At 69.2% G+C, this 23,941-nt stretch carries 25 protein-coding genes and 1 riboswitch; of the genes, 10 read left to right on the top strand and 15 right to left on the bottom strand.

Going from position 1 to position 23,941, the window contains the following annotated elements; translation table 11 throughout:
- Nucleotides 1–56: 56 nt before the first annotated feature.
- Entirely contained in the window at nucleotides 57–1,694 is a 1,638-nt protein-coding gene (locus tag ACFPMG_RS16105) for a helix-turn-helix domain-containing protein (protein WP_376996144.1), read from the top strand.
- 64 nt (nucleotides 1,695–1,758) lie between these two features.
- Complete coding sequence (locus ACFPMG_RS16100) at nucleotides 1,759–2,667, top strand: hypothetical protein (RefSeq protein ID WP_376996142.1); 909 nt, start codon at nucleotides 1,759–1,761, stop codon at nucleotides 2,665–2,667.
- A 136-nt stretch (nucleotides 2,668–2,803) separates the two neighbouring features.
- Here the strand turns inward: ACFPMG_RS16100 and ACFPMG_RS16095 are convergent, their stop codons facing one another.
- The 11 genes from ACFPMG_RS16095 to ACFPMG_RS16045 all read right to left on the bottom strand — a co-directional run bounded on the left by ACFPMG_RS16095 (nucleotide 2,804) and on the right by ACFPMG_RS16045 (nucleotide 11,605).
- A complete protein-coding gene (locus ACFPMG_RS16095; RefSeq protein ID WP_376996140.1) occupies nucleotides 2,804–6,358 on the bottom strand; it encodes a hypothetical protein in 3,555 nt (1,184 codons plus the stop codon).
- 139 nt (nucleotides 6,359–6,497) lie between these two features.
- Nucleotides 6,498–7,028 carry a hypothetical protein gene (locus tag ACFPMG_RS16090; protein ID WP_376996139.1) on the bottom strand — a complete coding sequence of 177 codons (531 nt, stop codon included), beginning with the start codon at nucleotides 7,026–7,028 and terminating at the stop codon, nucleotides 6,498–6,500.
- Between the two features lie 209 nt (nucleotides 7,029–7,237).
- Nucleotides 7,238–8,308 (bottom strand): hypothetical protein, encoded by a 1,071-nt coding sequence (locus ACFPMG_RS16085; RefSeq protein ID WP_376996137.1) that lies wholly within the window; start codon nucleotides 8,306–8,308, stop codon nucleotides 7,238–7,240.
- A gap of 22 nt (nucleotides 8,309–8,330) precedes the next feature.
- Nucleotides 8,331–8,681 (bottom strand): hypothetical protein, encoded by a 351-nt coding sequence (locus tag ACFPMG_RS16080; protein ID WP_376996135.1) that lies wholly within the window; start codon nucleotides 8,679–8,681, stop codon nucleotides 8,331–8,333.
- Nucleotides 8,682–8,742: 61 nt separating this feature from the next.
- On the bottom strand, nucleotides 8,743–9,264 hold the full coding sequence (locus tag ACFPMG_RS16075) for a RebB family R body protein (protein ID WP_376996134.1): 522 nt from the start codon (nucleotides 9,262–9,264) through the stop codon (nucleotides 8,743–8,745).
- Complete coding sequence (locus ACFPMG_RS16070; RefSeq protein WP_376996132.1) at nucleotides 9,261–9,494, bottom strand: RebB family R body protein; 234 nt, start codon at nucleotides 9,492–9,494, stop codon at nucleotides 9,261–9,263. The genes ACFPMG_RS16075 and ACFPMG_RS16070 overlap by 4 nt, the downstream gene beginning before the upstream one ends.
- A 124-nt stretch (nucleotides 9,495–9,618) precedes the next feature.
- Nucleotides 9,619–9,891: a RebB family R body protein gene (locus tag ACFPMG_RS16065; protein WP_014200162.1), complete on the bottom strand. Its 273-nt coding sequence runs from the start codon at nucleotides 9,889–9,891 to the stop codon at nucleotides 9,619–9,621.
- 96 nt (nucleotides 9,892–9,987) lie between these two features.
- Complete coding sequence (locus ACFPMG_RS16060) at nucleotides 9,988–10,254, bottom strand: RebB family R body protein (RefSeq protein ID WP_014200161.1); 267 nt, start codon at nucleotides 10,252–10,254, stop codon at nucleotides 9,988–9,990.
- A gap of 91 nt (nucleotides 10,255–10,345) precedes the next feature.
- Nucleotides 10,346–10,615, bottom strand: coding sequence for a RebB family R body protein (locus tag ACFPMG_RS16055; protein WP_014200160.1), 270 nt, complete (start codon nucleotides 10,613–10,615; stop codon nucleotides 10,346–10,348).
- A gap of 100 nt (nucleotides 10,616–10,715) precedes the next feature.
- Nucleotides 10,716–11,006 carry a RebB family R body protein gene (locus ACFPMG_RS16050; protein WP_014200159.1) on the bottom strand — a complete coding sequence of 97 codons (291 nt, stop codon included), beginning with the start codon at nucleotides 11,004–11,006 and terminating at the stop codon, nucleotides 10,716–10,718.
- Between the two features lie 407 nt (nucleotides 11,007–11,413).
- The gene (locus ACFPMG_RS16045; RefSeq protein ID WP_162473423.1) at nucleotides 11,414–11,605 is read right to left on the bottom strand and encodes a hypothetical protein; all 192 of its coding nucleotides are present in this window, start codon (nucleotides 11,603–11,605) and stop codon (nucleotides 11,414–11,416) included.
- On the opposite strand from ACFPMG_RS16045, the gene ACFPMG_RS16040 reads away from it, so the two are divergent.
- The 3 genes from ACFPMG_RS16040 to ACFPMG_RS16030 all read left to right on the top strand — a co-directional run bounded on the left by ACFPMG_RS16040 (nucleotide 11,604) and on the right by ACFPMG_RS16030 (nucleotide 13,512).
- Nucleotides 11,604–12,143 (top strand): YitT family protein, encoded by a 540-nt coding sequence (locus ACFPMG_RS16040; protein WP_035680652.1) that lies wholly within the window; start codon nucleotides 11,604–11,606, stop codon nucleotides 12,141–12,143. The genes ACFPMG_RS16045 and ACFPMG_RS16040 overlap by 2 nt on opposite strands.
- Before the next feature lie 116 nt (nucleotides 12,144–12,259).
- Complete coding sequence (locus tag ACFPMG_RS16035) at nucleotides 12,260–12,634, top strand: hypothetical protein (protein ID WP_376996130.1); 375 nt, start codon at nucleotides 12,260–12,262, stop codon at nucleotides 12,632–12,634.
- A gap of 128 nt (nucleotides 12,635–12,762) precedes the next feature.
- Nucleotides 12,763–13,512, top strand: a complete 750-nt coding sequence (locus ACFPMG_RS16030; RefSeq protein ID WP_376996129.1) for a superoxide dismutase — start codon at nucleotides 12,763–12,765, stop codon at nucleotides 13,510–13,512.
- Between the two features lie 65 nt (nucleotides 13,513–13,577).
- Here ACFPMG_RS16030 and ACFPMG_RS16025 read toward each other — a convergent pair whose 3' ends face one another.
- Nucleotides 13,578–14,258: an energy-coupling factor ABC transporter permease gene (locus ACFPMG_RS16025; RefSeq protein WP_349599314.1), complete on the bottom strand. Its 681-nt coding sequence runs from the start codon at nucleotides 14,256–14,258 to the stop codon at nucleotides 13,578–13,580.
- 174 nt (nucleotides 14,259–14,432) lie between these two features.
- Nucleotides 14,433–14,671: riboswitch (cobalamin riboswitch) on the bottom strand.
- A gap of 144 nt (nucleotides 14,672–14,815) precedes the next feature.
- Here ACFPMG_RS16025 and ACFPMG_RS16020 point away from each other — a divergent pair.
- On the top strand, nucleotides 14,816–16,744 hold the full coding sequence (locus ACFPMG_RS16020) for a glycosyltransferase family 9 protein (protein WP_376996127.1): 1,929 nt from the start codon (nucleotides 14,816–14,818) through the stop codon (nucleotides 16,742–16,744).
- Nucleotides 16,745–16,951: 207 nt separating this feature from the next.
- A complete protein-coding gene (locus ACFPMG_RS16015) occupies nucleotides 16,952–18,103 on the top strand; it encodes a glutathionylspermidine synthase family protein (RefSeq protein ID WP_376996125.1) in 1,152 nt (383 codons plus the stop codon).
- An 83-nt stretch (nucleotides 18,104–18,186) separates the two neighbouring features.
- Here ACFPMG_RS16015 and ACFPMG_RS16010 read toward each other — a convergent pair whose 3' ends face one another.
- Both ACFPMG_RS16010 and phaR read right to left on the bottom strand, forming a co-directional pair.
- Nucleotides 18,187–18,411, bottom strand: coding sequence for a hypothetical protein (locus ACFPMG_RS16010; RefSeq protein WP_376996123.1), 225 nt, complete (start codon nucleotides 18,409–18,411; stop codon nucleotides 18,187–18,189).
- Between the two features lie 147 nt (nucleotides 18,412–18,558).
- Nucleotides 18,559–19,224 (bottom strand): polyhydroxyalkanoate synthesis repressor PhaR, encoded by a 666-nt coding sequence (gene phaR / locus ACFPMG_RS16005; RefSeq protein WP_376996121.1) that lies wholly within the window; start codon nucleotides 19,222–19,224, stop codon nucleotides 18,559–18,561.
- A gap of 470 nt (nucleotides 19,225–19,694) precedes the next feature.
- Here phaR and ACFPMG_RS16000 point away from each other — a divergent pair, with 470 nt between their 5' ends.
- The 3 genes from ACFPMG_RS16000 to phbB all read left to right on the top strand — a co-directional run bounded on the left by ACFPMG_RS16000 (nucleotide 19,695) and on the right by phbB (nucleotide 23,054).
- A complete protein-coding gene (locus ACFPMG_RS16000) occupies nucleotides 19,695–20,945 on the top strand; it encodes an alpha/beta fold hydrolase (protein WP_376996120.1) in 1,251 nt (416 codons plus the stop codon).
- Nucleotides 20,946–21,057: 112 nt separating this feature from the next.
- The gene (locus ACFPMG_RS15995; RefSeq protein ID WP_376996118.1) at nucleotides 21,058–22,233 is read left to right on the top strand and encodes an acetyl-CoA C-acetyltransferase; all 1,176 of its coding nucleotides are present in this window, start codon (nucleotides 21,058–21,060) and stop codon (nucleotides 22,231–22,233) included.
- Nucleotides 22,234–22,331: 98 nt separating this feature from the next.
- Nucleotides 22,332–23,054, top strand: a complete 723-nt coding sequence (gene phbB / locus ACFPMG_RS15990; RefSeq protein WP_119510469.1) for an acetoacetyl-CoA reductase — start codon at nucleotides 22,332–22,334, stop codon at nucleotides 23,052–23,054.
- Nucleotides 23,055–23,537: 483 nt separating this feature from the next.
- Here the strand turns inward: phbB and ACFPMG_RS15985 are convergent, their stop codons facing one another.
- Complete coding sequence (locus tag ACFPMG_RS15985) at nucleotides 23,538–23,939, bottom strand: hypothetical protein (protein ID WP_376996116.1); 402 nt, start codon at nucleotides 23,937–23,939, stop codon at nucleotides 23,538–23,540.
- Between the last annotated feature and the right edge of the window lie 2 nt (nucleotides 23,940–23,941).

The raw sequence follows: 23,941 nt of genomic DNA, 5'->3' as shown, positions 1-23,941 counted from the left end.
TTCAAGGTCCGGCGCGCGCGGAAGACGCGGCACGGCTTTACCAAGGGGGCGGTGCGATGACTGTGTCGGTCTGCGGCTCGCTGGACGAGATCCTGCACCCGGCCTCCGCCGATTTCCGCAGTCTGCCGGACCTGATCGGCGGGCTGATGGGGCGGCTGGCCGACCGCGCGCCGCTGCGCGGCGGGGCGCTGTGGCTCCAGGACATGGGCACGCTGGTGCTCGCCCAGGACCGGGCGGGCGGCCGCCTCTGCTGGACGGCGGACGGCGATCCCAACGACGCCGCGGCCGACCCGGAGGCGGTGGTGGTGCCCATCACCTATGCCGACGCGCCGGTCGGCGAGATGCGGCTGGTCCTCGACCGCGCGCCGGACGGCGCCGCGCCCGAGGCGCCCATCCTGCAGGACGTCGCCCGTCAGTGCGGCTATCTGGCCAAGCGCTACGAGGTGCGGCGCTGGGCGGAGCGGCGGTTCGGGCGGCCCCTGTTGATGGTCGGCATGAGCCCGGCGCTGCGCGAGCTGGACGCCTTCCTGGAGCAGGCCGCCCACAGCGCGCTGCCCGTCCTGCTGACCGGGGAGTTCGGAACGGAGAAGGCGCAGCTCGCCGCGGCGATCCACGGCTCCGGGCCGCGGCGCGACGGTCCCTTCGTCCAGGTCAACGGGGCGGACCCGGCGGGCGCGCCCGCCGACTGGTTCGCGCGGGCCGCCGGGGGCACCCTGTTCCTCAGCGGCGTTGACGAGATGACGCCGGCCCTGCAAGGGCAGATCGTCCAGCACATGCCGTCCCAACTCGGCCAATGGCTCGACGCGCCGGGCGGCTGGGCGCTGGGCGCCAGCGGGGCGGCCAACGGGATTGGGGGCCCGCGGGTCATTGCCTCGACCACCGCCGACCTGCGGCGGCTGGCGGAGGAGAGGCGCTTCTCCCGCCCGCTGCTGGCCGAGCTGGATTTCCTATGCGCCACCGTGCCGCCGCTGCGCGACCGCCCGGCGGACATCGAGCCGCTGGTCCTCGCCGCCCTGGAGCGCCATGGCGGGCGCGCCGACGAGATGCGGACCGACGAGCTGATCGCTCTCTGCATGGCCTATTCCTGGCCGGAGAACCTGTTCGAGCTGGAGCGCGTGATCGCCCGGCTGGCGGTGATGACCGGCGGCAGACCGATCCGTCACGGCGATGTGCGCCGCCACGCCCCCTGGATGGTCGGCGGCGCCATGCCGGCGGACCCGGAGTCCGGCATTCATCCGGTGGGCCATCCGAACGGCCATCCGGAGCCCGCGTCCGTTGTCCCGCCGGCTCCCTCGCCCGTGGACCATTGGGTGCACTGTGCGCTGACCCGCGACCAGGATGCTCTCGCCCGGCTGCACGGCGGCCTGCGCAAGGCGCTGGTCTTCCTGGGCGAGCGCTTTGCCGACCCGATCACGCTGGACGCGTTGTCGCGGCAGGCCCATGTCAGCCCGTCCCACCTCAGCTACCTGTTCCGGACGGAGCTTCAAACCTCCTTCAAGGGTCTGCTCGGCCGCATCCGCATCCACAAGGCGCGCGAGCTTCTGGCCACCGACCGCCGGCTGCCCATCACCGAGGTGGCGATGAGCGTCGGCTACGGCGACCTCAGCCATTTCGAAAAGAGCTTCCGCCGCCTCGTCGGGGAAAGCCCGCGCGAGTATCGGCGCAACCTGACCGCCGCCACCGCGCGCGGGTGAGCCGGTCGGCCGGAGGGGGCGGCCGTCACGCCTCCCGCCAGCGAAACGTCCGAAACGTACCGGAATGCTCGTTGCCCTGCGTCCGCGCCTGCGGCCCGGCGCCCACCGGCGACGGCATTCCTTCGCTTTTCCCGGCCGGCTTCCAGGCCGGCATCACAGAACGGGTGGAATCATGGCGCTTTACAGTATTGGCTTTATTTCCGTCGTCAGCCAAAAGGCGGCTTTCCGGGCCGGCAACAAGGAACTCGATAAATTCTTCAGTTTCCAGGATGCCGAAGGAACCGATATGGCTGAGTTCCTTCGGTACTGCCAGGAAAATCTCGGGTATCAGGTCTCCGGGCTGTGGCGGATCTATAACTATCTTAAATTGACATCGCCCTGTGAAAGCGTTCTTCAGGGTATCGCCTCCATATACGCTGGCCATTTTGCAATATTTTCAGAAATGATCGATGGTGGAAACGTGCAAAGGTCGGTTGCCGGTTTCAATCCAGCATCGCTTTTATCCAGTTTCGTCAACACATCGACTCTGAAGGAGGGCGGGTCCATACCTGGAAAATGGTACAATGATGAGGTGATGTTTTTGGACAGCGCCCGGCGAGTTGTTTCGATACCTGTTTCAGAAGCCGCGTATGATCTGTTTAATGAGAAGATAACCGAACTAAAGCAAAACAAATCAAATCTGTTTGATGATCCTGTTGGTAAAATGATGTATGGATGGTATGATCTTGATGAAACGAAAAACAAATTCAACTGTGTCACCGCCGGCATTTCAGCAGTAAGGAAAATCATGGATATTTCAAGATCGAGCAATATGAACGATGGGGGCTTGGTTTGTTTCGCGGGCATGGTCGATAAAATGAATGAACTCATTACGCCTTTAGTCACGAATGGGAAGGGAACGTTGACGCCGGTGTTGGACGCCATACAGATCGGCCGGTTCCTGTGTTCCGAACCGCCGATGCCGAAACTCTGATACCGTCGAACGGACGCCCGGCGGTGTGATTTCGCGCCGGCAAGGCCGCACCGGAACGGTTTGGAACCGTTCCGGTGCGGCGGGCTTTCGTCCGAGGTTGGGAGGGCGCGCCGGCCCCATCCCACCGCCAGACCGGTCAGCCGCCCGTGCCGACCAGCTTGATTTCGCCGGTTTCACCATGGAACACGGCGAAGCGGGCCTGTCCCTGGGAGAGACCGGGGGCAAGGCCCAGAATGTTGGCCCACCGGCCGCCGAGGAGGTTCCAAAGGCACTCGGGTTCCGGACCGTACACCGGTTCCGGAGCGTACAAGGGCCAGCCAGCCAGCCACGCCGGGTCAAGGCCGATCCGGAATCGGCGATCGGACAGAACGGTTTCCACCCGCTGGCGCAAGACGGCGCGGAAGCGGTCCAAACTATCCGTCGTCAGTTCGCTGACGGAACGCGGGAAGGCGTCGAGCAGCGCCTGCTCCTCCACCGCGAAGTCGCTCCGGGGCAGCGGCGTCCCGCGCAGCGCCCGCAGCACCGCGTCGATGCGGTCCAGCGGCGTGTCCGGATCCTGCAGAACGTCGCCGATCGGCTTCAGGCAGCGCAGCACCGACAGCGCATCCCGTCCGTCGGGATGGCTGGCGAGATGCTCGTGGATCGCCGCGTCGGGCGCGGTCAGGACATCGTCCAGATGCAGGCGGCCAACCGCGGCCGCGGTCATGGCCGCGACGCGCGCCTCGATGGCGTCGCGGAGCGCCTCGGCGTCGCCCTGGGCCAGCACCGGCCGGACGGCGTCCCACAGCCCCCGGTCCATGATCGGCTCCAAGCTGTCGCCGAGCGTCATGACGATCCGACCCCCGCCGGCGCACAGCGGGGCGAACACCTCCAGCATCTGGGCCGAGAAGGGGAAATCCAGGACGATGGTCCTCGCCGTCCATCCGGACGCCTCCAGGGGCGCGACGACGCTGGCGGCCAGGGCCTTCGCCGTCCAGGTTCCGGGGGACAGCAGCGGCTCTCCGTCGGCGCTCCGTCCGCCGCTGCCCTGGTTCACGACGAGCAGATCCAGAGTCCGTTGGGTCTCCGCCCCGGTCGGGGAAGGGCCCAGCCGCCGCGCCGCGTCGACGGGGTTGTCGTCCAGGACGATACGGAAAGCGTCGTCGGGGTGGTAGCTCCGCGGGTAGTCGGCGGCGGAGCCCTGCGCCTGCTCCGCACTGCTCAGCATCAGATGGCGGCACAGGCCATGGCGCAGCGCCGTCACCGACGGGTCGGCGCCCTCCGGCGCCCCGGTGCGCAGGCTGAGGGCGGTCAGGGCGTTCAGCGTGGCGGCCAGCCGGCTGCGGACGGCGCCGTCGTCGGTCTGCGCCAGACTCTCGCGGACCGAGCGGATCGTATCGGACAGGGCGGCGACCGGCAGACCCCGGATCAGCGAAGGAGGCGCGCTGCCCGGCACGGCGCCCGTCACCGTGAGCGTGGCCCCGACCGGTGCGTAGCGCAGGATGCCGAGGTCGACCTCCTCGTGCCAGACGATGGCCAGCCGTCCGCCGTCTCGCGTCAGCGTGAAACCGCTGCGGTGGGTGGTCAGCCAATCCTCGATCAGCGAGGCGGCGGCGGTGAGGATCCTGTCCGGCGAGCGCCCTGACGTGCCGTCCTGAAGCAGGATGTCGACGGGGGCTGCCGCCGCGGCATTCCCTTGCCGTGGCAAGCCCTGCTCCAACTGCAGCGCCGCCGCCCAGGGACCCTGGATGACCGGCTGGACGTCCGGTCCGTCCAGCGCCGCCGCCAGGGAGGGCAGGGACGTCAGGCAGGTCAGCAGAGAGCCGGAGTCTTCGAAGCGATCGCGCAGGAAGGACGCGCGCCTCTCCAGATGGCTTTCCATGAATCCCGACACCCAAAGGCCGAATCCCACGGCGTTCGCGGTGGCTGCGGTCTCGTCGTTCCAGGCGCCCTTGTCCTTGGCCGCCTTTATGGCCGTCGACACCGCTTCGGGCAGGTCGGCCAGATCCGCATAGCCGGGCACCTTGGCGGCGAACCAGCCGTCGAAGGCTGCGGCCAGCGCCGTGTCGGCGGCGAGCCCGTAGCCTTGGCAGAACTGTTCCAGGATGACGACGAGCAAGCGTCGCGCCGCGGTGTCGCTCAGCCCGTCGATGGCCTTCAGGGACAGCGGGGCGACACCCTCCCGAAGGCGGGCGCGGATCGCCGCGATGCCGTCCGCCGTGGCCTGGTCCTGCTTGGCCAGCAGACCGTGCAGCCGGGAGATCAGCGCCGGAGCCGCGTTCCGGGGGGAAGGCGCGGACCGGCACAGGGTGTCGACCGCCCGCAGGGCCGAGGTGATGCGGTAGGCCGTTCCCGGACGCGGCAGCCCGTCCTCAAGACGCAGGTCGCCGGTGAAGCGCCGCCATTGCCGTTGAAGGGCCAGGGTGCCGTGGCGGGGGATGGTCACGTCGACCAGCACGGCGGCGCAGCCGTTGCGCCCGTACTCCGTGGCTCCCCGGCTTCCGCCGCCCACCGCACCGCCGCCCACCGAGCCGCCGTCTGCTGCCCCGCCGCCTGCCGCCTCGTCGGCGTCGTCGGCCACAGGGTTGTTCGCGGGCGCCGCGCCGGCCAGCCTGTGAAGCAGGCCGTACAGCTCCAGCTTCAGCGAGAAGAGGGCCATGACGAGGACGTTGTGCAGGCGCTGGAACAGCGCGAACCATGTCGGGGCCGGCAGGCCGGGGTTGACGAGAATCCGGACGGCCCACCCGCGGGCTCCCGTGCGTCCGTCCTCCAGCACGATGAAGCGGCTGTTTCCGGACGGATCACTCTCCGCCACCCGCCGGGCGAGCGCCCGCATGCGGCTGCACAGCCAGCCCGCCAGTTGCGGATAGCCGCCGTTGAGGAGGCGCGTCAGCGCCCGGTCGGCGTCGGCCAGACGGTCCGCGGAAAGCAGGCTGTCGGACGCGACCGTGAAGCGGACGGCGAGCCGGAGACGGCAGGCGGCTTCGGCGGTGTAGGAGAGATGGACGGCCCCGGCGGCCAGCGCCGCGTCGCCGAGCCTGTCGACGATCCGGGCGAGGCCCGCCATGATGGCTTCCACCGCGTCCCAGCTCTGCGCCGCCGCCATGTCCTGGTCGAGGCCGCGGAGCTGGCGCCGCTCCTCCAGGAAAGGGGCGGCGCCGCCCGTCTCGGCCGGTCCGGCACAAGCCTCGATCAGCGGCAGCACGAGGTCGCGGACGCTCCGAAGCCGGCGCGAGATGGCGTCGGACCCGATGGGCTGGCCGTCCTTCGCCTCGCCGACGATGCCCAGCGCCTGTTTCAGCAGGCGGCGGGCGGCGGTCAGCCGGTCATCGGGAAGGGGAAAGCGCTCACCTTCGTAGACCGCTCCGGGAGGCACGCCCAGGAGGGCCGGCGTCCCCTCTCCCGCGACGAACAGCCGCTCCATGGCGGCGGTCTCGACGGCGGCGCGCTCGCCGGGCGCTCCGATCCCGATGGAGGATCCACGGACCACCCGCAGCCAGGCGGATTGGGACGGCTGGAGCGGGTGGACGGCGGCCGCGGTCCAGCCGTGCGCGGTATCGCGCTGGGACGACGGCACGACCGGCAGGCCCACCGCCTGCGCAGCAGCGTCGGCCACCGCATCCAAGCTCGCCTCCACCGGAGTGGACGGCGGGGCGGAGGGTGGGGGTTCGGGCGCGACAACGATCAATCTCCGGCGCGTGCGGGACGGCATGCGGGATGTCCTTCAGCTCGGTTGGGCCCCGGATCGGTATCCAGGTTCGGAAACGGGCGGAAACAGCCCCGCCCCGCGCGGGCCGGAAGACCACGCAGCGTCGCGGTCGCTCCGGGGCGGCAGGTCGGTGGTGGCGGCTTCAGAGGGCCGGGTCGCCCTTGCTGTTCATCGCCCGGGCGATCTGGGCGCTGGCCGCGGCCATGGCCTGTTGCGCCGCCTCGTTGGCCGCGGTGACGGCCTTCTGCTGCTGCTCGCTGGCCTGCTGCATCGCCTGACCGCCGGCTCCGGCTCCGCTGGCGGCCTGGAGCGCCTGCGTCATCGCCTCGTTCGCCTGGGACATCGCGCCCTGTTCGTCGGCATCGCCGCCGGGGTGCGCGGTCAGGCCGGGAATCGCCTCCACGGCGTGGCCGGCGAGCTGGATGGCCTGTTCGACGGCGGCCAATGCCTGCTCGGCGGCGGCATTCACGCTTTTTACCGCGTGGTCGAGCAGCGCACTGGCGATTTCGGCGGGTGTCTTGGTGCCCGCCTCGAACGGCGACGTATCGGGCGCCGCATCGGACGGGGGCGCCGGCGCGTTCACCGCAGGCGTCGCCGGAGCCGACGTGTCCGGCGCCGTTGGAGCGGCCGCCGGTTCAGGGTTCGGGCTGCTGGGGGGCTGGGAAACGCCCATCCTTCGATCTCCTTCGTCCGGTTCGGTTTTGTGGTGCGCGTGTCGCCGGGAGTGTTTGCGTCTCCGCCGGCGCCGAAGCCTCCGCGGCTTTGGCGGTCGGTGTGGATGGCGCAGAGGGCGGCACAGCGGGCGGCACAGCGGGCGGCACAGAAAGCGGGGCACAGGGCGGTGCAGAAGGGACCGCCACGGTCACGGCCTGTCGAGGCGGGTCAAGCGGCGGCGGTGGCGGCCGTGGCGGCGGGGGGGTCGGGGCGAAAGCAGCGCAGCGAGATCACCCCCGCGGCCCCCATCTGGATTTCCGCCTGGATGCCCTTGCCGAAGATGGGGAAGAGACAGGACGCGCCGTCCTGGCCCATGATGCCGCGTTGCGGCGGCGTTGCCGACAGCAGGGCCTGTGCCCCGGACAGATAGCCGGCCACTAGCACCCGCACCGCGTCGCCGGTCTCGTCCCGGAAGGCCGTGTCGCGGACGATCTGCAGCGCCCCGTCCGACAGGCGGGCGAAGCCGACCGGCCGGCCGCGCTTCTGCCAGTTGGAAACGGCCTGCGCCACCTCCGCCGGGGCGGCCAGCGGCGGGACCTGCGGGCATTCCAGGAAGCCGAACAGCTGCGGCAGGATGGTGTCCAGCGCGCCGCCGGCCCGCTTCTTCCGGTCGTCCGGCGTCGCGGTCAGGGAACCCAGCCGGTTCACGTAGATCAGATAGAACTGATAATAATCCGCGAACTCCTGCACGGTGCGCGCCTGGTCCACCGCGAAGGCGGCCGCCTCCTTCTGCAGCTCGGGGTTCGCCGTCCCCTGGCTTTCCTTGCGGTAGAGCAGCTCCTGCACCGCCAGCTGTTCGTCGAAGCCCATGAACTGGAAGACCGGAGCCCCGGAGACTCCCAGCCCGGCGAGGAAGGACGCGCTGGCGGCGAAGTCGTCCTGCGTCAGGAGATTGTGGTCGGCGAGGATGCGCCTGACCTGGGCCGACACCGTGGCGCTGGTGTCGCCGGATTCGGCATCGGCCAGCGTGCGCAGGCTGTCCACACCCAGCGTCATCAGCTTCACCGGGCTGACCATCAGCTTCAGATTGGGCAGCAGGGCCAGCCGCGTGGCGTGAAGACCCTGCTGGACCTGCTCCACGAGCGTGCTCTCGTCCGGGAAATCGTAGCGCGGACCGGCGTTGCTGATGGCCCAGTCGAGCCACTCCGACCCGCCATCGATGAAGGCGAGCGCAAGCCGCCCCAGGTCGGTGAGCCCGGCGCGGTTCTGGATCATCTTGTTGGCGACAGAGACGGTCATGGTGGGGACACCTGCGTAAGGGTCAGCTCGACGGGAAGCTATTCAGGACCGTGGAGGCCGCGGTACCGATGCTGGTGAAGTCGTTGGCGGCGCTCGTCATCATTCCCTGCGCCTGGGTCAGGGCGGTGACGTATTTCGGATCACCGGTCGCCAGGAGCTGCGCCATCGCGACACCGATCGCCGTGGTGGCGATGGTCGAAACGTTGCGCAGCGTGTCCGTCGCGTCCTGCACGGCCATGGCCGTGGACTGGGCGACCGCCTGATAGGCTTTCCCGGCGCCGCTGGTGGTGACGACCTGCTGGCTCATGGTCGCCGCCTGCGTCTGGTTTATGACGTCAATGATCTGCGCATTGACCTTCGTGGGCTCCGACATGAAGGCTCCTTGCTCGTTGTGGCCTGGACGGCCGGCCGCTGGGGGATGGACGCGGGGTCAATCACGATCCGCCGCTGACGGTGCCGTTCCCGGTACCACCGGTGACGGTGCTGTTGCCGGTACCACCGCTGACGGTGCCGTTCCCGGTGCCACCGGTGACGGTGCTGTTGCCGGTACCGCCGGTGACGGTGCCGTTCCCGGTGCCGCCGGTGATGGTGCTGTTTCCAGAGCCGCCGGTGACCGTGGAGGGCAGGGTGGTGAGCGAGGTCGTCAGCAGTGGGGTCAGCGGCTGCAGCGGCGACGCGTTGCCGCCGGAGGTGGACGAGCCCGAGGGTGGCGGCGGGGGCGTGGTGGGGAAGGGCACGGACAGCATCTTGGCGCAGGCGGCGGTGACCGCGGCGGAATTGACCATGCCGGCGTTCTGCTGGCGGTGCACGGCGTTGTGCATCGCCATGCCGAGCGTCTCGACCATCACGGCGTCGAGCATGGCGAACGACTGCGCGGGGGACTGTCCCGTCAGAAGCGTGACGATGTCCGACGTCGCGTCGATCACCTGGGTGTTCACGGTGCCTTCGTCGCTCATGATTTTGCGGTTCCCTTGGTGATGATCAGCGTGAGGACCTGGGCGAGCGCGGCCTCGGTGATGACCTGGGCGCGCTGCTGGTTGGCGACGGCGTTCTGCATGGCCAGGCCGAGGCTGTCGGCCATGGCGACGTAGGTCATGTCCATCGCCAGGGATGGGGTCAGGCCAAGCGGTATCGCCGTGTTCGCCGCGACCGATCCGGCAAGACCGGCGGAGCTTCCGTCCGGCATTCACACACTCCTGCCTTCAGGCTTCCGCCACAGCCTCTGCGGACACGGGCTTATGCGCGACCGGGCGCTTCAACCTGCGGCGGAGGCCGCCCCCGGTGTCCCGAGGGCGGCCCGCCGGCTCTCCTTAGGAGAGGCCCAGGATCTGGGTGGTGACGACGCCGGTCGAGGCCGTGTCGACGGAGTACAGGGTCGAGAGGCCCTGCGTGGTCGCCGCCTGCATCACCACGTAGGACTGCTGCTGGTTGTTCGTGGCGTTGTGGGCCGCGTTCGACAGCGCCTGGCTGGTGGCGACGAACAGGTTGCCCATCGCGACGGCCGGGGCATCGCCCAAGACCTTGGTGTTGACCTGGGAGACCGAGTCCGTGATCTGGTTGTTCAGGGCGGTCGGGAAAGCCATCGTGTTCGCTCCTTACATCGGATGTTGCGTTGGTTTGAGGCCAAAGCGCCGGCGGCGGTGCGGCGGACGGCGGCGGGTGCCGCGTCCGCCGTCCGGTCAGCCGAGGAGCTTCGACGTGGCGGCGCCGGTGGTCGCGGTGTCGATGGAGTAGAGCATCGCGACGCCCGTCGTCGTGGCGGCCTGCGCCGTGACGTACATCTGCTGCTGCGCCAGGGTCGCGTTGTGGGCCGCGTTGGCCAGCGCCTGGGCGGTGGCCTGGTACAGGTTGCCCATGGCGATCGCCGGCGAGCTGCCAACGACCTGGACGTTGCTCTGGGCTACGGAATCGGTGATCTGGCTGTTGACTGCCGTCGGGAAAGCCATCTGACGTTATTCCTTGGCGAATGGTTCGGGGTGGATGGCCGGCGGCCCGTTCCGGATGCCCGCGGGCGCCCGGTCCTGGCCGGTCGGCTCATCAGCTCCCCAGGATCGACTTGGTGGCGACGCCGGTGGAGGCGGTGTCGATCGAGTAGAGCGTGGCGACGCCCATGGTCGTGGCGGCCTGCATGGTCACGTAGGACTGCTGCTGGTTGTTGGTGGCGTTGTGGGCCGCGTTGGCCAGCGCCTGGGCCGTGGCCTGGAACAGGTTGCCCATGGCGATCGCCGGAGCGTCGCCCAGGACCTTGGTGTTGGCCTGGGTGACGGAATCGGTGATCTGGTCGTTCACGGCGGTCGGGAAAGCCATTTGTTCGTCCTCTTCGGTTGCCTGCCGCCCGCCCGCCGTCCCTCATGGAAGGCGGGGTGGCGCAGGTGATTTGAAACGTCGACGGCGGCTTGGGTCCGGCTTACGAGCCGAGGCCCTTGACGCCGGTGCTGAGGATGCTCTTCGTCGCCACGCCGGTGGAGGCGGTGTCGATCGAGTAGAGCGTGGCCACGCCCTGGGTGGTGGCGGCCTGCGCGGTCACGTAGGACTGCTGCTGGGCGTTGGTGGCGTTGTGGGCCGCGTTGGCCAGCGCCTGGGCCGTGGCCTGGAACAGGTTGCCCATGGCGATCGCCGGAGCGTCGCCCAGGACCTTGGTGTTGGCCTGGGTGACGGAATCGGTGATCTGGTCGTTCACGGCGGTCGGAAATGCCATTGTCTTTCCTCACTGGTGGGGCCGGTTTCAAAGGCGGCCGCTGGTGGCGTCGCTCATTCGCGCAGCCTCATGCGACCATGGGATGCGTGAACAGCGGACGGTGCGACTGTAGCGATGTGGGATGCCGTCCGATTGGTCTATCCGGCGAAAGAATCCGGCAGACCGCGTGAGTTTTGTGCGCCTGGGTTGCGCTTCGGCGATCGATGCGGAGAAAGCGTGTGGTGTCGGCGCGACCGATTCTTGCGCAGCGGGCGCAACGATGGCCGCAAGGCCACGCAATTCCGCGTCCCACCGCCCGCGCCCCGGCCCGGAAAGCCGGCGCCATCCGGAGGAATCGACGGCGAGGGGAGGGGCGACGGGAACACGAAGCAGCGTTGCCCCACGGATTGCGGGGGAGGCGGACGAATTTACGCCGCTCTATTCTTGGTCTGGTCTTTGATGATACTGTCGATATGGAATGAAGTCTGGAAGGTGCCGAGCGTGCTCAAGAAAAGTGCAGTATCCGTGGCCCCAAACACTGCCGTTGCAACAAATGAAACCAAACGGGCGGCGCACAGCGCATTTGATAATGCGCAGGGGCAGCTGTTCGGCATCATCATGACCGCGTTCGGGATTTCCATACTGCATGCCGCCGGATTGATCACCGGGCAGGCGGCGGGGCTGTCCTTCGTCATCGCCTACGCCACGGGGTTGGATTTCGGCCCGGTGTTCTTCGTGGTGAACCTGCCCTTCTACGCGCTGGCGCTGGCGCGCATCGGCTGGCGCTTCACCGCCAAGTCGCTTCTGGCGGTGACGAGCATCTCGGTGCTGACCACGCTGGCGCCCCACGCGATCCGCTACGACGCGCTGCACCCCTATGTGGCGGCGGTCCTGGCGGGCTTCTGCATCGGCATCGGGGTCATCGGCCTGTTCCGCCACGGCTCCAGCGGCGGCGGGGTGGGGATTCTCGCCTTCTACATCCAGGAGAAGACGGGCTTCCGCGCCGGCTGGCTCCAGGCCATGTTCGACGTGGTGATCTTCTCCATGGCGGTCTTCGTCATCGACGGGAAGGCGGTGCTGGCCTCGATGCTGGGCGCGGCGGTGCTGAACGCCTTCGTCGCCTTCAACCACCGGACGGACTGGTACGTGGCCCGCTGAGGGCCGCTCCTCCGGCGGAGACCGGCGGGACTAATCCGAAGGGGCCTTTGCCGCGGCGGCGTTATCGGTTGGATGATGGCCTACCCGATCGAACGAATCCCCGGAGCCCTTCCGCCATGCCGACACCGCCGCAGGGAACGCCCGACCGTGGGCTGAAGCCGTTCATCCTCGCCATTCATCGCGAAGCGCTGACCACCGCCGCGGCCAAGGGGCTGACCGGCACCCTGGCGCAGGTCGCCGCCCTCCAGGACACCGCCAGCCTCGCCACCGCCAGGGCCGGACGCCCCGTCACGGAGGAGGAGGTGATGCGCCTGCTGCTGCGCGAGCGCCGCGCCCGCGGGATCCTCGAGGCGGCGGAGACGGTCACGGCCGCGCCGGTCCGCAAGCCGTCGGCCGCCCCCTCGCGGTTCCGTCTGGGGCGTTGGCGGACCGTGGCGCTGGGCATGGCCCGCGTGTCGTCCGCCGGGTTGGCGGGAAAGGCCCGCCTGTAGAAATCGGTCGGCGCGCGGTGCGCCGGTACCGAGTGACTACGCCCATTGCCCTGTTGAGTGAGTTGGGAGGCGCACTGAGGCTGTGGCTTCCCCGCCGTTCGGCACGAAACACAACATTGGGAGGTCTCATGTCCGTTCGCCTGGATCGCCGCCAACTGCTGCTGTCCGCCGGCGCCGCCGCGCTGGTGCTGGCTGCGGCGCCGCGCTTCGTTTGGGCTCAAACAGCAGGCCAGGCACCGGGCGGCAAGGGCTTCACGCTGCCGCCGCTGCCCTACGCGCCCGCCGCGCTGGAGCCGCACATCGACGCGATGACGATGAGCGTGCACCATGACAAGCACCATCAGGCCTATGTCGACAACCTCAACAAGGCCCTCGCCAACCATGGCGATCTCCAGGCGATGCCGCTGGCCGACCTGCTGAAGCGCGTGCCGGAACTGCCGGAGAGCATCCGCACCGCGGTGCGCAACAACGGCGGCGGGCACGCGAATCACAGCATGTTCTGGAGCATCATGGGGCCGAACGCCGGCGGTGCGCCGGACGGCGAGGTGGGGGCGGCCATCACGCGCGACTTCGGCGGCTTCGACGACTTCAAGACGCGCTTCAACACGGCGGGCGCCGGGCAGTTCGGCAGCGGCTGGGTCTTCGTCACCGCCGACCCGTCGTCGGGCAAGCTGGCCATCGCCGCGCGTCCGAACCAGGATTCGCCGGCCATGGAGGGCGTGCCGGTGCTGATGGGCAACGACGTGTGGGAGCACGCCTATTATCTGAAGTACCAGAACCGGCGCGCCGATTATCTGGCGGCTTGGTGGAACGTGGTCGACTGGGGCGCGGTGAACCGCCGCTACGCGGCGATCCGCAAAGGCGAACTGGTGATCTGAACGGAAAAGGGCGGCGGGGATGTCCCCGCCGCCCTTCCTTCGAACCGTCTGGTCCAGAGGGCCGGTCAGGCGCCCTGGTGCAGGCGGATGTTGAACAGCGGCCCCTGGCTCTGGCGGCGCAGCGCCTTGGCGACGGCCAGCACGGCGAGGTCGGCCAGCGGCTCGACGATGATGACGGTCATGTAGGCGGCGCCGAAGGAGGCGACTTCCGTCATGGTCTCGGCGGTGAAGCCGTGGCCGTAGAAGGCCCAGAAGGCCACCCAGGCGACGATGCCGCCCTGGTAGGCGGTGGAGAGGGCCAGCGCCTGCGAGTACTTCAGGTCGACATAGGGGGTGGCGTCGGGAACGATCCGCTTCGCCAGCAGGCTGATGCCCCACAGCGGGACCAGCAGCGTGGTGACGTTCATGCCGTACTGCGGCAGGTCGAACGGCGCGAAGAACAGGCCCTGGATCAGCAGGCCGGCGGCGAGGCCGATGGAGGCGGCACCGGCGCCGAACAGCAGGAGCAGCGTCGAACCGAGGATCAGGTGAACCTCCGACACGCCCACGGGGTGGTGCGGGAACACCTCGAAGAAGCTGAAGACCAGCGCGGTGGCGATCAGGCTGCGCAGCACCAGCGGCGCGATCCCGCCGTTGTTGCGGACGTCGTCGCGCGCCAGCTTTCCGGCCATCGCGAAGCCGCCGGCGGCCGTCGCGTAGCTGAGAGCGATCTTGGCGCCGTCCACGACGCCGGGTTCGATGTGCATGCTCTATGCCCTTTCCGAGTCTGCCATGCGTTGGGAGGGGCGTCGTTGCTGGCAGGCACCGGCATCGCAACCCCCTTGGTCCCCTGAATGGGCGCACCGGGGGGACGGCTTGCGGAAGACGGGCGGCCGTCGGGCCGGACATCGGCAAGCGACCACCGGGGCACCCCGCCCGAGGACGTACGTTCGGTTACGGCAGGTCTCCTGGCTCGCGGGTCAAGGCGGCATCGTCCGGCCTTCCCGGCGCCCGTTCCCGCAGGCGGCGCCAGTGACACGGAAAGGACGAGGCCGCTCACCGCTCACAGTTGCGGGGGCAGCGCCGGATTTGCCGTATCTCCCCGATCGGGGCGGCGCACCGGCTTCCCTCTTAGCCCCGCGACCGGAGGACGCGGGGAACCATAACCGCCGCCAGGGTAGGGGCGGGGTCCCCCGCCGTCAAGAGGGGGATGGCGCCCCATCGGGGGAGTCGCACGGCTTCCTTGACACCGCTCCCGCGGAACCGACAAGGTCCTGCGGACTGCGCGAGGACGGATCAACGGGCGAAGGACGGGGTTGCGGGCATGCTACCGGTTCATTTCCTGACCATCGTGCTGAACGGCGATCCCTTCATCCGCTATCACCTGGAGGTGTTCCGCCAGTTGCCCTTCCCCTGGCATTGGCACATCGTGGAGGGGGTGGCGGAGCAGGTCCGCGACTCCTCCTGGTGCGCGCAGCGGGGCGGGCGCGTCCCGCAGGACCTTCACCGCGACGGCCGCAGCAACGACGGGACCTCGGAGTATCTCGACCGCATCGCCGCGGAGGAGCCCGGGCGCGTGTCGGTCTACCGCAAGCCGCCCGGCGTGTTCTGGCAGGGCAAGGTGGAGATGGTGACCGCGCCGCTGGCCGCCATGACCGAGGACTGCCTGCTCTGGCAGGTCGACGCGGACGAGCTGTGGACGGCGGAGCAGATCGCCCGGGCGCGCCGGATGTTCCTCGATTCGCCGTCGCGCACGGCGGCTCTCTACCTCTGCCATTTCTTCGTCGGCCCGTCCCTGGTCCTCGACCGGCTGGACCAGTACGGCAATTACCGCGCCTACGAATGGTTGCGCACATGGCGGTACCGGCCGGGGGATTACTGGCACTCGCACGTCCCGCCCCGGCTGATGCGCCCACAGCCCGACGGGTCGGACCTCGAACTCGGCGCGGCCAACCCCTTCCTGCACGAGGAGACGGCGGCGGGCGGGCTGGTCTTCCAGCATTTCGCCTACGCGACGCGGGAGCAGGTCGCGTTCAAGGAAATTTATTACGGCTACGACGGCGCGGTCGGTCGGTGGGATGCCCTGCAGGCGGCGGGCCGAACGGTCGGCAACGGCACCCTCCCGCTGCGCGATTTCTTCCCTTGGGTGACCGACGCGGCGACCGTCTCGCGCGCCGAGCATGCCATGGTGGAGCCGCTGGCGCGCCCGGATGCCGACGGACGCTGGGGCTTCGTGCCGCCGGCGCGGGGCGCCTCGACCGCTCCGGCGATGGCGCTGCTGCGGAACTCCGGCCCCGCCGTCCGCCGCCGCACGCTCGTCCCCGGCGAACCGCAACCCTTCCCGACCGACCTGATCCGCAGCGTCGGCGTGTTCCTGCCGGACGGGATGGGGGCCGTGCTGCGGGCGTCCGGCGTCCTGCGGGAGCTGCGGCGGGCCTTGCCGCTGGCCCGGATCACCGTCTTCGCGACGCCGGACGCGGAGGCAGCGCTTGCCCTCTGCCCCTACGTCAACCAGCGCGTCACCCTGCCGCCGCTGAAGGGGCGGGCGCCCGACGACGCGCTGGTGAACGCGGTGCGCCAGGAAATCGGCCAGCAGTTCAGCGGCGCCTTCGACCTCACGATCAATCCCCACCGGGGTGAGGATGCCAGCTTCGCCAACCGCCTGATGCAGGATACGGGGGCGCCGCTCCGTCTTGGCTGCAGGGTCGGCCGGCCGGTGCGCGGCTATTACGCCGACGCCTTCCTGACCCACGTCGCTCCGACTCCCGCCGGCCTGCTGGGGGCGCTGACCGCCGGAGAGCCGGACCCCGCCACGGAGGTCTGGACCTCCCCCGCCGGCGAGCGCGCCGCCGCCGCGCTTCTCGCCGAGGGCGTTTCAGCGCGCTGGCGTTGCGCGGTCGGCCTCTCCGCGTCCGTCGGCACCGGCAGCCTGTCGGAGCTGTGCCGCCGGCTTGCCGCGCGGGGCGACACCGCCCTGGTCCTGGTCGGTGAGGAGGCCGCCAGGGGCGCCGCGGCGCGCATCGCCGAGGAGGCGGGGGCAGCCTGCCTGAACGCGGTAGGGCGGTTGGGTTTCGACGGGCTGTGCGCCCTGCTGCGGCGCTGCGACCTGTTTGTCGGGACCGGTACCCCGGCGGAGGACATCGCTGCGGCGGCCCGTCTTCCCATGGTGGGAACCGGCCCGGCGCACGGCGATCCGACCGCCGAGGCGATGGAGAACGCCATCGCGGCTTGGCTGGCCGACCGCAGCTATTGACGGGCGTTTCCACCCGGCCTGTGAGATCCGCGAGGGGAAGCGTGGAAAATCGGAGGGACGGGCGCGCAAGGCGCTTGTGTTGGCGCGTTTGCGCCGCAATGATCCGCCCCCACCGAATCCCGGACGGCCGCAAGCGGCGCGCCGCAGCGGGGCAAAACCATGGATTGAATCCGGCGGCCCGGTAAGCACACGATGCGCAGAGCAGTCATGAAACCCCGTGCGGATTGGCGTCCGGGGCTCCGCAAATACCCTTTCGGCGTCCGCGCCATGAACGCCGGCGCCTTCTGGCGCGAGGACGTGCGGTACGAGTTCTCCGCCCATCAGATCGACCTGATCGAAAGCGTCGCCGACGAGCTGCACACCATGCTGCGCGAGACGCTGCGCGCGACGGTGGACGGGCGGGCGCTGGCCCGGCTCGGGGTGCGCGGCGGCGTGGCGCGTCTGCTCGAAGCCTCCTGGAACGACTATTGGGCGGCCGGCCGCCTGAACGAGCGCGCCGGCGCGCTGATCGGGCGGCTGACGCTGGCCTATGACGGGCGCGATTCGGTCAAGCTGCTGGCCTGCAACTACGACACGCCGGAGGGGCTGTTCGCCGCCTCGATCATCCAGCGCAACTGGCGCGAGGCCCTGATGGCCGACGCCAACCAGTTCAACGGCCTGCATGAAGGGCTGGTGGAGCGCTGGGAGGAGCTGGCGGCGGGCATGCCGGGCCGCGGCCTCCTCCATCTGGCCTGCGCCACCCCCGACCCGATGCGCGAGAGCGAGCTGGTCTATCTGGCCGCCACCGCGGCGGAGGCCGGCATCGCCACGCATCTGCTGCCGCTGCAGAGCCTGGGCTGGGACGGCCAGCGCTTCATCGACGACGAGGGGCGGGCGGCCTCCTGGCTGGCGAAGATCTACCCGTGGCAGGGTCTGGCCGACGACGCCTTCCTGCAGAAGCTGCGGATGGGCGGCATGAGCATGCTGTCGCCGCTGTGGTGCTGGCCGATGTCGAACCACGGGCTGCTGGCGACGCTCTGGTCGCTCTACCCGCGCCACCCGAACCTGTGCCGCGCCGCGCTCGACCCCGAGGAACTGGCCGGCTGCGACGCGGTGACCGAGCGCAGCCTGTTCGGGCTGGACGACGCGGCCCAGCGCATGACCGCGCATGGCAGCGCCGTTTCGGACAGCGGCGGCGGCGAGTATCCGGGGGGGCGGGTCTGGCTGGAAACCCCGCCGATCTTCGAGGAGGAGGGCGTCCGCGCGCTCCTGCACTGCTGGATCATCGGGGACAAGTGCCTGGGCATGTCGGTGCGTGAATCGGCGGATCCGCGGGTCGGCTCCGACGCGGCGATGGTGCCGCACATCTTCCGCGGCTGACGCGCCTTCTCAAGACGGAAGGCGCCCGCCCTGTCCCAACGGGGTGCAGAACGGGCGCCTCGGTGGCGATCAGCTTACAGAAATCAGCGACCGCGGCCCGGAGCGAAGGGATTCGGCAAGGGCGAGCCGAACGCCGCCCGACGGGCGTCCCGCCACGCGACGTCGTTGCCGACACCGCTGTGGGTGGCGGACACCGACACCACCTGACTCTGGTGGCGCAGCCAGCCGCGCAGCTTTTCCTCGAAACGGTGGGCGTCCTGGGTGTCTGCAACCTCCAGTTCCATCGACATCTGCAGCTCGGTCTTCATGGCGTTCCTCCTCTGGACCGTTCCATTGAACAAACAGCCGGGCGTGCCGCTGGTGCCGAAAAAAACAGAAAAGGGCGGGGAACTTTCCCCGCCCTGCACCGCAATGCGTGTCGATGCGATGGCCGACCGTGCGATGGTTCTGACCGTTCACTTCCCTTCGGGCTTCGCCGGGCGTGCCGGCTTGGCGATGCTGGCGATCTGCTTTTGCAGGTCGTCGATCTGCTTCTGAAGCTCCTCATAGGTGTGGCTGGCCGCCGCGGCCGCGCCGTTGGGCGGAGCGGCGGACGGGGCGGGAGCCGCCGGGCGGGGCGGGGCGGCGGGATGTTCGCCGGGCTGCCCGTCCTCGGCGCCGCCGAAGGGCGAGAACATGCGCATGGCCCGCTCGAACATCGCCATGTTCTGCTTGCCGACCTCCTCCAGCCGGCCGAAGGGGAACATGCCGCCCAGCGTGTTCTGGAAATAGTCGCGCATCTGCTCCTGGTTGCGCGAGAAGGACTGCATCGAATATTCGAGGTAGCGCGGCACCATCCACTGCATGTTGTCGCCGTAGAAGCCGATGAGCTGGCGCAGGAAGCTGATCGGCAGCAGGTTCTGGCCCTTGCTCTCCTCCTCCACGATGATCTGCGTCAGCACCGAGCGGGTAATGTCCTCTCCGGTCTTCGCGTCATAGACCACAAAGTCGAGCCCGTCCTTGACCATCTGACAGAGATGGTCGAGCGTCACGTAGCTGCTGGTCGCCGTGTTGTAGAGCCGCCGGTTGGCGTACTTCTTGATCGTGATCGTCGCGGACTTCTGGTCTTCCTTGTCGGCCATCGCTGTTTCTTTCAAGAAGGGTCGTGCGGCGAGAATGTTCCAGATATAAGGACTACTCGAAGGAATGCACCCTGTCCAGTGCTGTGCCGCAGCGCTGCGACCCCGGATGCGCGCCGCCCCGATAATTCGGGATTTGCGGCATTTTCGATCGGTCCTTCGCGGCTCTGGTCAAGGGCACCGCCTCCCTCATATACTCCCGACCATGGCCGAATCGTCCGAATCCGACACCCCGTCCCTGGAAACGCTCGCGCAACGGTACCTCGACCTGTGGCAGGAACAATGGGCGGCCTGCGCCGCCGATCCCGAGATGGCCGATGCCGCCGCCCGCCTGTTCCAGATGATGGCGCAGGGTGCCGCGGCGATGGCGCCCTTCGTCCTGGGGCCGGGCGGTTTCGCCTACACCAGCCCGCCGGGCACCGGCTGGAATCCAACGCCGGCCCCATCTCACCCGTCCTCCGAAGGAGAGCCGCGTGACCGGGGACAACGCCACGATCCCCCCGCACCCCACCACCGCACGGCTTGGGCCGCGGCCCCTGGCGCTGCATCTGGCGACGGTGGCGGCGACACTGCTCAGCTCCTCCGCCGCATTGCCGCACTTGAGGAACGGCTCGCTGCCATGGAAGCCGCATCTGCGGGAGCGGGCGGAGGACCTCCGCCGGCGGGTGGCCGCAACCGACGCGGACGCGTTCGCCCAGGCGGTTGACCGGGAGGTCCGCCGCCAGCTCGGCCTCGCCTTGACGGGGATCGAGCGCTACCGCCACCACCCCTACCGACGCGACCTTCCCGACCCGCCCGTGCCGTGGACGGAAGGGGCGTCCCGGCTGCTCGACTACGGCGCCCTCGGCCCGGCGACCGGCGCGCCGGTGCTGTTCGTGCCGTCGCTGGTCAACCGCCACTACATCCTCGACCTGTCGGCGCGCAAAAGCCTGATGCGCTGGCTGGCCGCGCAGGGGCTGCGCCCCTTCCTGATCGACTGGGGCACGCCCGGCCCGCTGGAGCGGCGCTACAGCCTGACCGACTACATCGCCGGGCGGCTGGAGCGCGCGCTCGCCGCGGTGGTGGAGGCGGTGGGCCGGCCGGTTCCGGTGGTCGGCTATTGCATGGGCGGGCTGCTCGCCACCGCGCTGGCGCAGCGCCGCCCCAAGGAGGTCGCGGCGCTCGGCCTGCTCGCCACGCCCTGGGACTTCCACGCCGAGGACGCGGGCATGGCCCGCCGCGCCGCGAGCTTTTTCCAGCCCTTCGGCCCGCTGCTCGACGCCTGGGGGGAACTGCCGGTCGACGCGCTGCAGGGTCTGTTCGCCCAGCTCGACCCGCTGCTGGCGCTGAAGAAGTTCTCGCAGTTCGCCCGCATGGATCCGGACAGCCGCGCCGCGCTCGCCTTCGTGTCGCTGGAGGACTGGCTGAACGACGGGGTGCCGCTGGTCGCCGGGGTGGCCCGCGACACGCTGGCCGGCTGGTACGGGCGCAACGACACCGCGCGCGGCGCGTGGCTGGTCGCCGGCCAGCCGGTGGAGCCGGCGCGGCTGCGCATGCCGGTCCTGGCGCTGATCCCGGAGCGCGACCGCATCGTTCCGCCGTCTTCCGCGGTGGCCTTGGCAAGATCAATCGGCAGCGCGCAAATGATCAGGCCGCCGCTCGGTCATATTGGCATGGTGGTCAGCGCCGGAGCTGAAACAGGCGTTTGGCGCCCCCTGGCCGAATGGCTTAGTGCGGCAGGATAACCGCAGCCAGTCAGGTGTCTTGCATTGTGGGAAATCCGCGCATAAGGTTTTTCCCACTCCGTGCGGCCCACTGACACGATAATAAAACTGACAAAATCTGAGGAGCGTCAACATGACCGAGGTTGTGATCGCCAGCGCAGCGCGTACTCCCATCGGAAGCTTCAACGGGGCGCTCAGCACCGTGCCGGCCCATTACCTGGGTGAGATCGCCATCCGCGAGGCGCTGAGCCGCGCCAAGACCGACGCCGCGGAGGTGACCGAGGTCATCCTGGGCCAGATCCTGACCGCCGGTCAGGGCCAGAACCCGGCCCGCCAGGCCGCCGTCAACGCCGGCATCCCGGCCTCCGCCACCGCCTTCGGCATCAACCAGCTCTGCGGTTCGGGCCTGCGCTCGGTGGCGCTCGGCTATCAGGCGATCCGCAACGGCGACGCCGAGGTCATGGTCGTCGGCGGCCAGGAGAGCATGAGCCAGGCCCCGCACGTCATGCATCTGCGCAACGGCGTGAAGATGGGCGCCGCCGAGATGCTCGACACCATGCTGAAGGACGGCCTGATGGACGCCTTCAAGGGCTACCACATGGGCACGACGGCCGAGAACGTCGCCCAGAAGTGGCAGCTGACCCGCGACGAGCAGGACGCCTTCGCCGCCGCCTCGCAGCAGAAGGCCGAGGCTGCCCAGAAGTCCGGCCGCTTCAAGGACGAGATCATCCCGGTCACCATCAAGGGCCGCAAGGGTGACATCATCGTCGCCGACGACGAGTATCCGAAGCACGGCACCACCGCGGAATCGCTGGCCAAGCTGCGCCCGGCCTTCTCCAAGGAGGGCACGGTGACCGCCGGCAACGCGTCGGGCATCAACGACGGCGCCGCGGCGCTGGTCCTGATGACCGCCGAGAATGCGGCCAAGCGCGGCCTGACCCCGCTGGCCCGCATCGTGTCCTGGGCGACCGCCGGCGTCGATCCGGCGATCATGGGCACCGGCCCGATCCCGGCCTCCCGCCTCGCGCTGGAGAAGGCCGGCTGGAAGCATGAGGATCTGGACCTGATCGAGGCGAACGAGGCCTTCGCCGCGCAGGCCCTGGCCGTCAACAAGGACCTTGGCTGGGACACCTCCAAGGTCAACGTCAACGGCGGCGCCATCGCGCTCGGCCACCCGGTCGGCGCGTCCGGCGCCCGCGTCCTGACCACCCTGCTCTATGAGATGCAGAAGCGCGACGCCAAGAAGGGCCTCGCCACCTTGTGCATCGGCGGCGGCATGGGCATCGCCCTCACCGTCGAGCGGGGCTGATGAGAAGCGGGCCGTTCCCTCCGGGGTGCGGCCCGTTTCGTATGTGCGCCTACAGAAACCGATAAAGAATCCAACATCAAGCTTTGGGGGAGGAGCCAATGGCTCGAGTTGCAGTCGTCACGGGCGGAACGCGCGGTATCGGCGAAGCCATCTCCGTCGCGTTGAAGAACGCCGGCTATGTCGTCGCCGCCAACTACGCCGGCAACGATGAGAAGGCGAAGGAATTCTCGGCCCGCACGGGCATCGCGGTCTACAAGTTCGACGTGTCGGACTTCGACGCCGTGAAGGATGGCATCGCGAAGATCACCGCCGAACTCGGGCCGGTGGACGTGGTGGTGAACAACGCGGGCATCACCCGCGACGGCGTGATCCACCGCATGACCCCGCAGCAGTGGAACGACGTCATCGCGACGAACCTCACCTCCTGCTTCAACCTCTGCCGCAACGTCATCGACGGCATGCGCGAGCGCGGCTTCGGCCGCATCGTCAACATCGGCTCGGTGAACGGCCAGGCCGGCCAGTACGGTCAGGTGAACTACGCCGCCGCCAAGTCGGGCATCCACGGCTTCACCAAGGCGCTGGCCCAGGAGGGCGCGGCCAAGGGCGTTACCGTCAACGCCATCGCGCCGGGCTACATCGACACCGACATGGTGCGCGCGGTGCCGCCCAACGTGCTGGAGAAGATCGTCGCCCGCATCCCGGTCGGCCGTCTCGGCAAGGCCGAGGAGATCGCCCGCGGCGTGCTGTTCCTGGTCGGCGACGACGCCGGCTTCATCACCGGCTCGACCCTGTCGATCAACGGCGGCCAGCACATGTACTGACCGGCCGGTGCATTGCCTCCCAGGCCCTCGGGCCTGTTTGAAGCGACACGACGCCTTCACCCCTCTCCCGCACCCGCGGGGGAGGGGTTTTTCTTTGGGCGGTCAAGAAGACGGATCGTCGAGAACATGGCGCGCGGCGTGGAAGGCCGAAAAAGCGAAACCCCCGCGCGGGGGGCGGGGGTTTCAGCGGTTGTGCCAGGACATCCGCAATGGTTGAGCCGTCTCAACGGCAATGTTCAGAAATGTGTGGCCGAACAGGTCGGCTTCCTCAAGTAAGCGCAGGTGGACTCATGACAATCACACCCTCCTGGCTACGGGAACATTTGCTGTGATGAGAAGCCGGCTTTTGGGCCAACTTGATGCGGTGTCCACCGCGTCTTCACCTCAACCAGTGTTGCTCTGAGAGGTAGCCTGCTCTTCCTTGCGGGGGTTGTCAATAGCCGAACTGCGGTCCCGTTACCGCTTGATGACGGGTTTGTGACGTCACTTGAACTGGAAGCCGACCGGCCTCTTGTCGTCCAGCGAGACCACCGCGCAGCCGCCCAGCGCCGGGCCGACCGACAGCTCGCCGTAGGCGGTGACCGCCCCCTCTTCCTTCAGGCGTCCCACGAAGCCGCTGCCGTCGCTGCGGGCGACCCAGGCGAAGGGAATCCAGGTCTGGCGCACCGGCTGGCCACCGGCGCGGACCACCGCGGTGAAGGCCTCGGCGGTCGGGGTGCCCGGCGGGAAGATGGCGAGCACCGTGCCGCCGTCTTCCTCGTTGAGCGCCGCCTGAGTCAGCGCCACCCCCGTCACCATCGCCCAGACGACCAGCGCCAGCGCGCCGAGCGCCAGCGCGAAGCCGTGGCCGAAGCCGGGAGAGGAGGCGGGCGCCGGGTCCGTCATGA

Origin of the sequence: Azospirillum himalayense, from assembly GCF_042657465.1 — a bacterium.
Taxonomy (GTDB): Bacteria; Pseudomonadota; Alphaproteobacteria; order Azospirillales; family Azospirillaceae; genus Azospirillum; species Azospirillum himalayense.
This window is presented reverse-complemented; position numbering and strand designations above follow the sequence as displayed.

Excerpts from the sequence above, each read along its gene's own strand:
- ACFPMG_RS16105 (WP_376996144.1), top strand. The coding sequence starts at position 57 with ATGACTGTGTCGGTCTGCGGCTCGCTGGACGAGATCCTGCACCCGGCC.
- ACFPMG_RS16100 (WP_376996142.1), top strand. The coding sequence starts at position 1,759 with ATGCTCGTTGCCCTGCGTCCGCGCCTGCGGCCCGGCGCCCACCGGCGA.
- ACFPMG_RS16095 (WP_376996140.1), bottom strand. The coding sequence starts at position 6,358 with ATGCCGTCCCGCACGCGCCGGAGATTGATCGTTGTCGCGCCCGAACCC.
- ACFPMG_RS16090 (WP_376996139.1), bottom strand. The coding sequence starts at position 7,028 with ATGGGCGTTTCCCAGCCCCCCAGCAGCCCGAACCCTGAACCGGCGGCC.
- ACFPMG_RS16085 (WP_376996137.1), bottom strand. The coding sequence starts at position 8,308 with ATGACCGTCTCTGTCGCCAACAAGATGATCCAGAACCGCGCCGGGCTC.
- ACFPMG_RS16080 (WP_376996135.1), bottom strand. The coding sequence starts at position 8,681 with ATGTCGGAGCCCACGAAGGTCAATGCGCAGATCATTGACGTCATAAAC.
- ACFPMG_RS16075 (WP_376996134.1), bottom strand. The coding sequence starts at position 9,264 with ATGAGCGACGAAGGCACCGTGAACACCCAGGTGATCGACGCGACGTCG.
- ACFPMG_RS16070 (WP_376996132.1), bottom strand. The coding sequence starts at position 9,494 with ATGCCGGACGGAAGCTCCGCCGGTCTTGCCGGATCGGTCGCGGCGAAC.
- ACFPMG_RS16065 (WP_014200162.1), bottom strand. The coding sequence starts at position 9,891 with ATGGCTTTCCCGACCGCCCTGAACAACCAGATCACGGACTCGGTCTCC.
- ACFPMG_RS16060 (WP_014200161.1), bottom strand. The coding sequence starts at position 10,254 with ATGGCTTTCCCGACGGCAGTCAACAGCCAGATCACCGATTCCGTAGCC.
- ACFPMG_RS16055 (WP_014200160.1), bottom strand. The coding sequence starts at position 10,615 with ATGGCTTTCCCGACCGCCGTGAACGACCAGATCACCGATTCCGTCACC.
- ACFPMG_RS16050 (WP_014200159.1), bottom strand. The coding sequence starts at position 11,006 with ATGGCATTTCCGACCGCCGTGAACGACCAGATCACCGATTCCGTCACC.
- ACFPMG_RS16040 (WP_035680652.1), top strand. The coding sequence starts at position 11,604 with ATGACCGCGTTCGGGATTTCCATACTGCATGCCGCCGGATTGATCACC.
- ACFPMG_RS16045 (WP_162473423.1), bottom strand. The coding sequence starts at position 11,605 with ATGATGATGCCGAACAGCTGCCCCTGCGCATTATCAAATGCGCTGTGC.
- ACFPMG_RS16035 (WP_376996130.1), top strand. The coding sequence starts at position 12,260 with ATGCCGACACCGCCGCAGGGAACGCCCGACCGTGGGCTGAAGCCGTTC.
- ACFPMG_RS16030 (WP_376996129.1), top strand. The coding sequence starts at position 12,763 with ATGTCCGTTCGCCTGGATCGCCGCCAACTGCTGCTGTCCGCCGGCGCC.
- ACFPMG_RS16025 (WP_349599314.1), bottom strand. The coding sequence starts at position 14,258 with ATGCACATCGAACCCGGCGTCGTGGACGGCGCCAAGATCGCTCTCAGC.
- ACFPMG_RS16020 (WP_376996127.1), top strand. The coding sequence starts at position 14,816 with ATGCTACCGGTTCATTTCCTGACCATCGTGCTGAACGGCGATCCCTTC.
- ACFPMG_RS16015 (WP_376996125.1), top strand. The coding sequence starts at position 16,952 with ATGAAACCCCGTGCGGATTGGCGTCCGGGGCTCCGCAAATACCCTTTC.
- ACFPMG_RS16010 (WP_376996123.1), bottom strand. The coding sequence starts at position 18,411 with ATGAAGACCGAGCTGCAGATGTCGATGGAACTGGAGGTTGCAGACACC.
- phaR (WP_376996121.1), bottom strand. The coding sequence starts at position 19,224 with ATGGCCGACAAGGAAGACCAGAAGTCCGCGACGATCACGATCAAGAAG.
- ACFPMG_RS15995 (WP_376996118.1), top strand. The coding sequence starts at position 21,058 with ATGACCGAGGTTGTGATCGCCAGCGCAGCGCGTACTCCCATCGGAAGC.
- phbB (WP_119510469.1), top strand. The coding sequence starts at position 22,332 with ATGGCTCGAGTTGCAGTCGTCACGGGCGGAACGCGCGGTATCGGCGAA.
- ACFPMG_RS15985 (WP_376996116.1), bottom strand. The coding sequence starts at position 23,939 with ATGACGGACCCGGCGCCCGCCTCCTCTCCCGGCTTCGGCCACGGCTTC.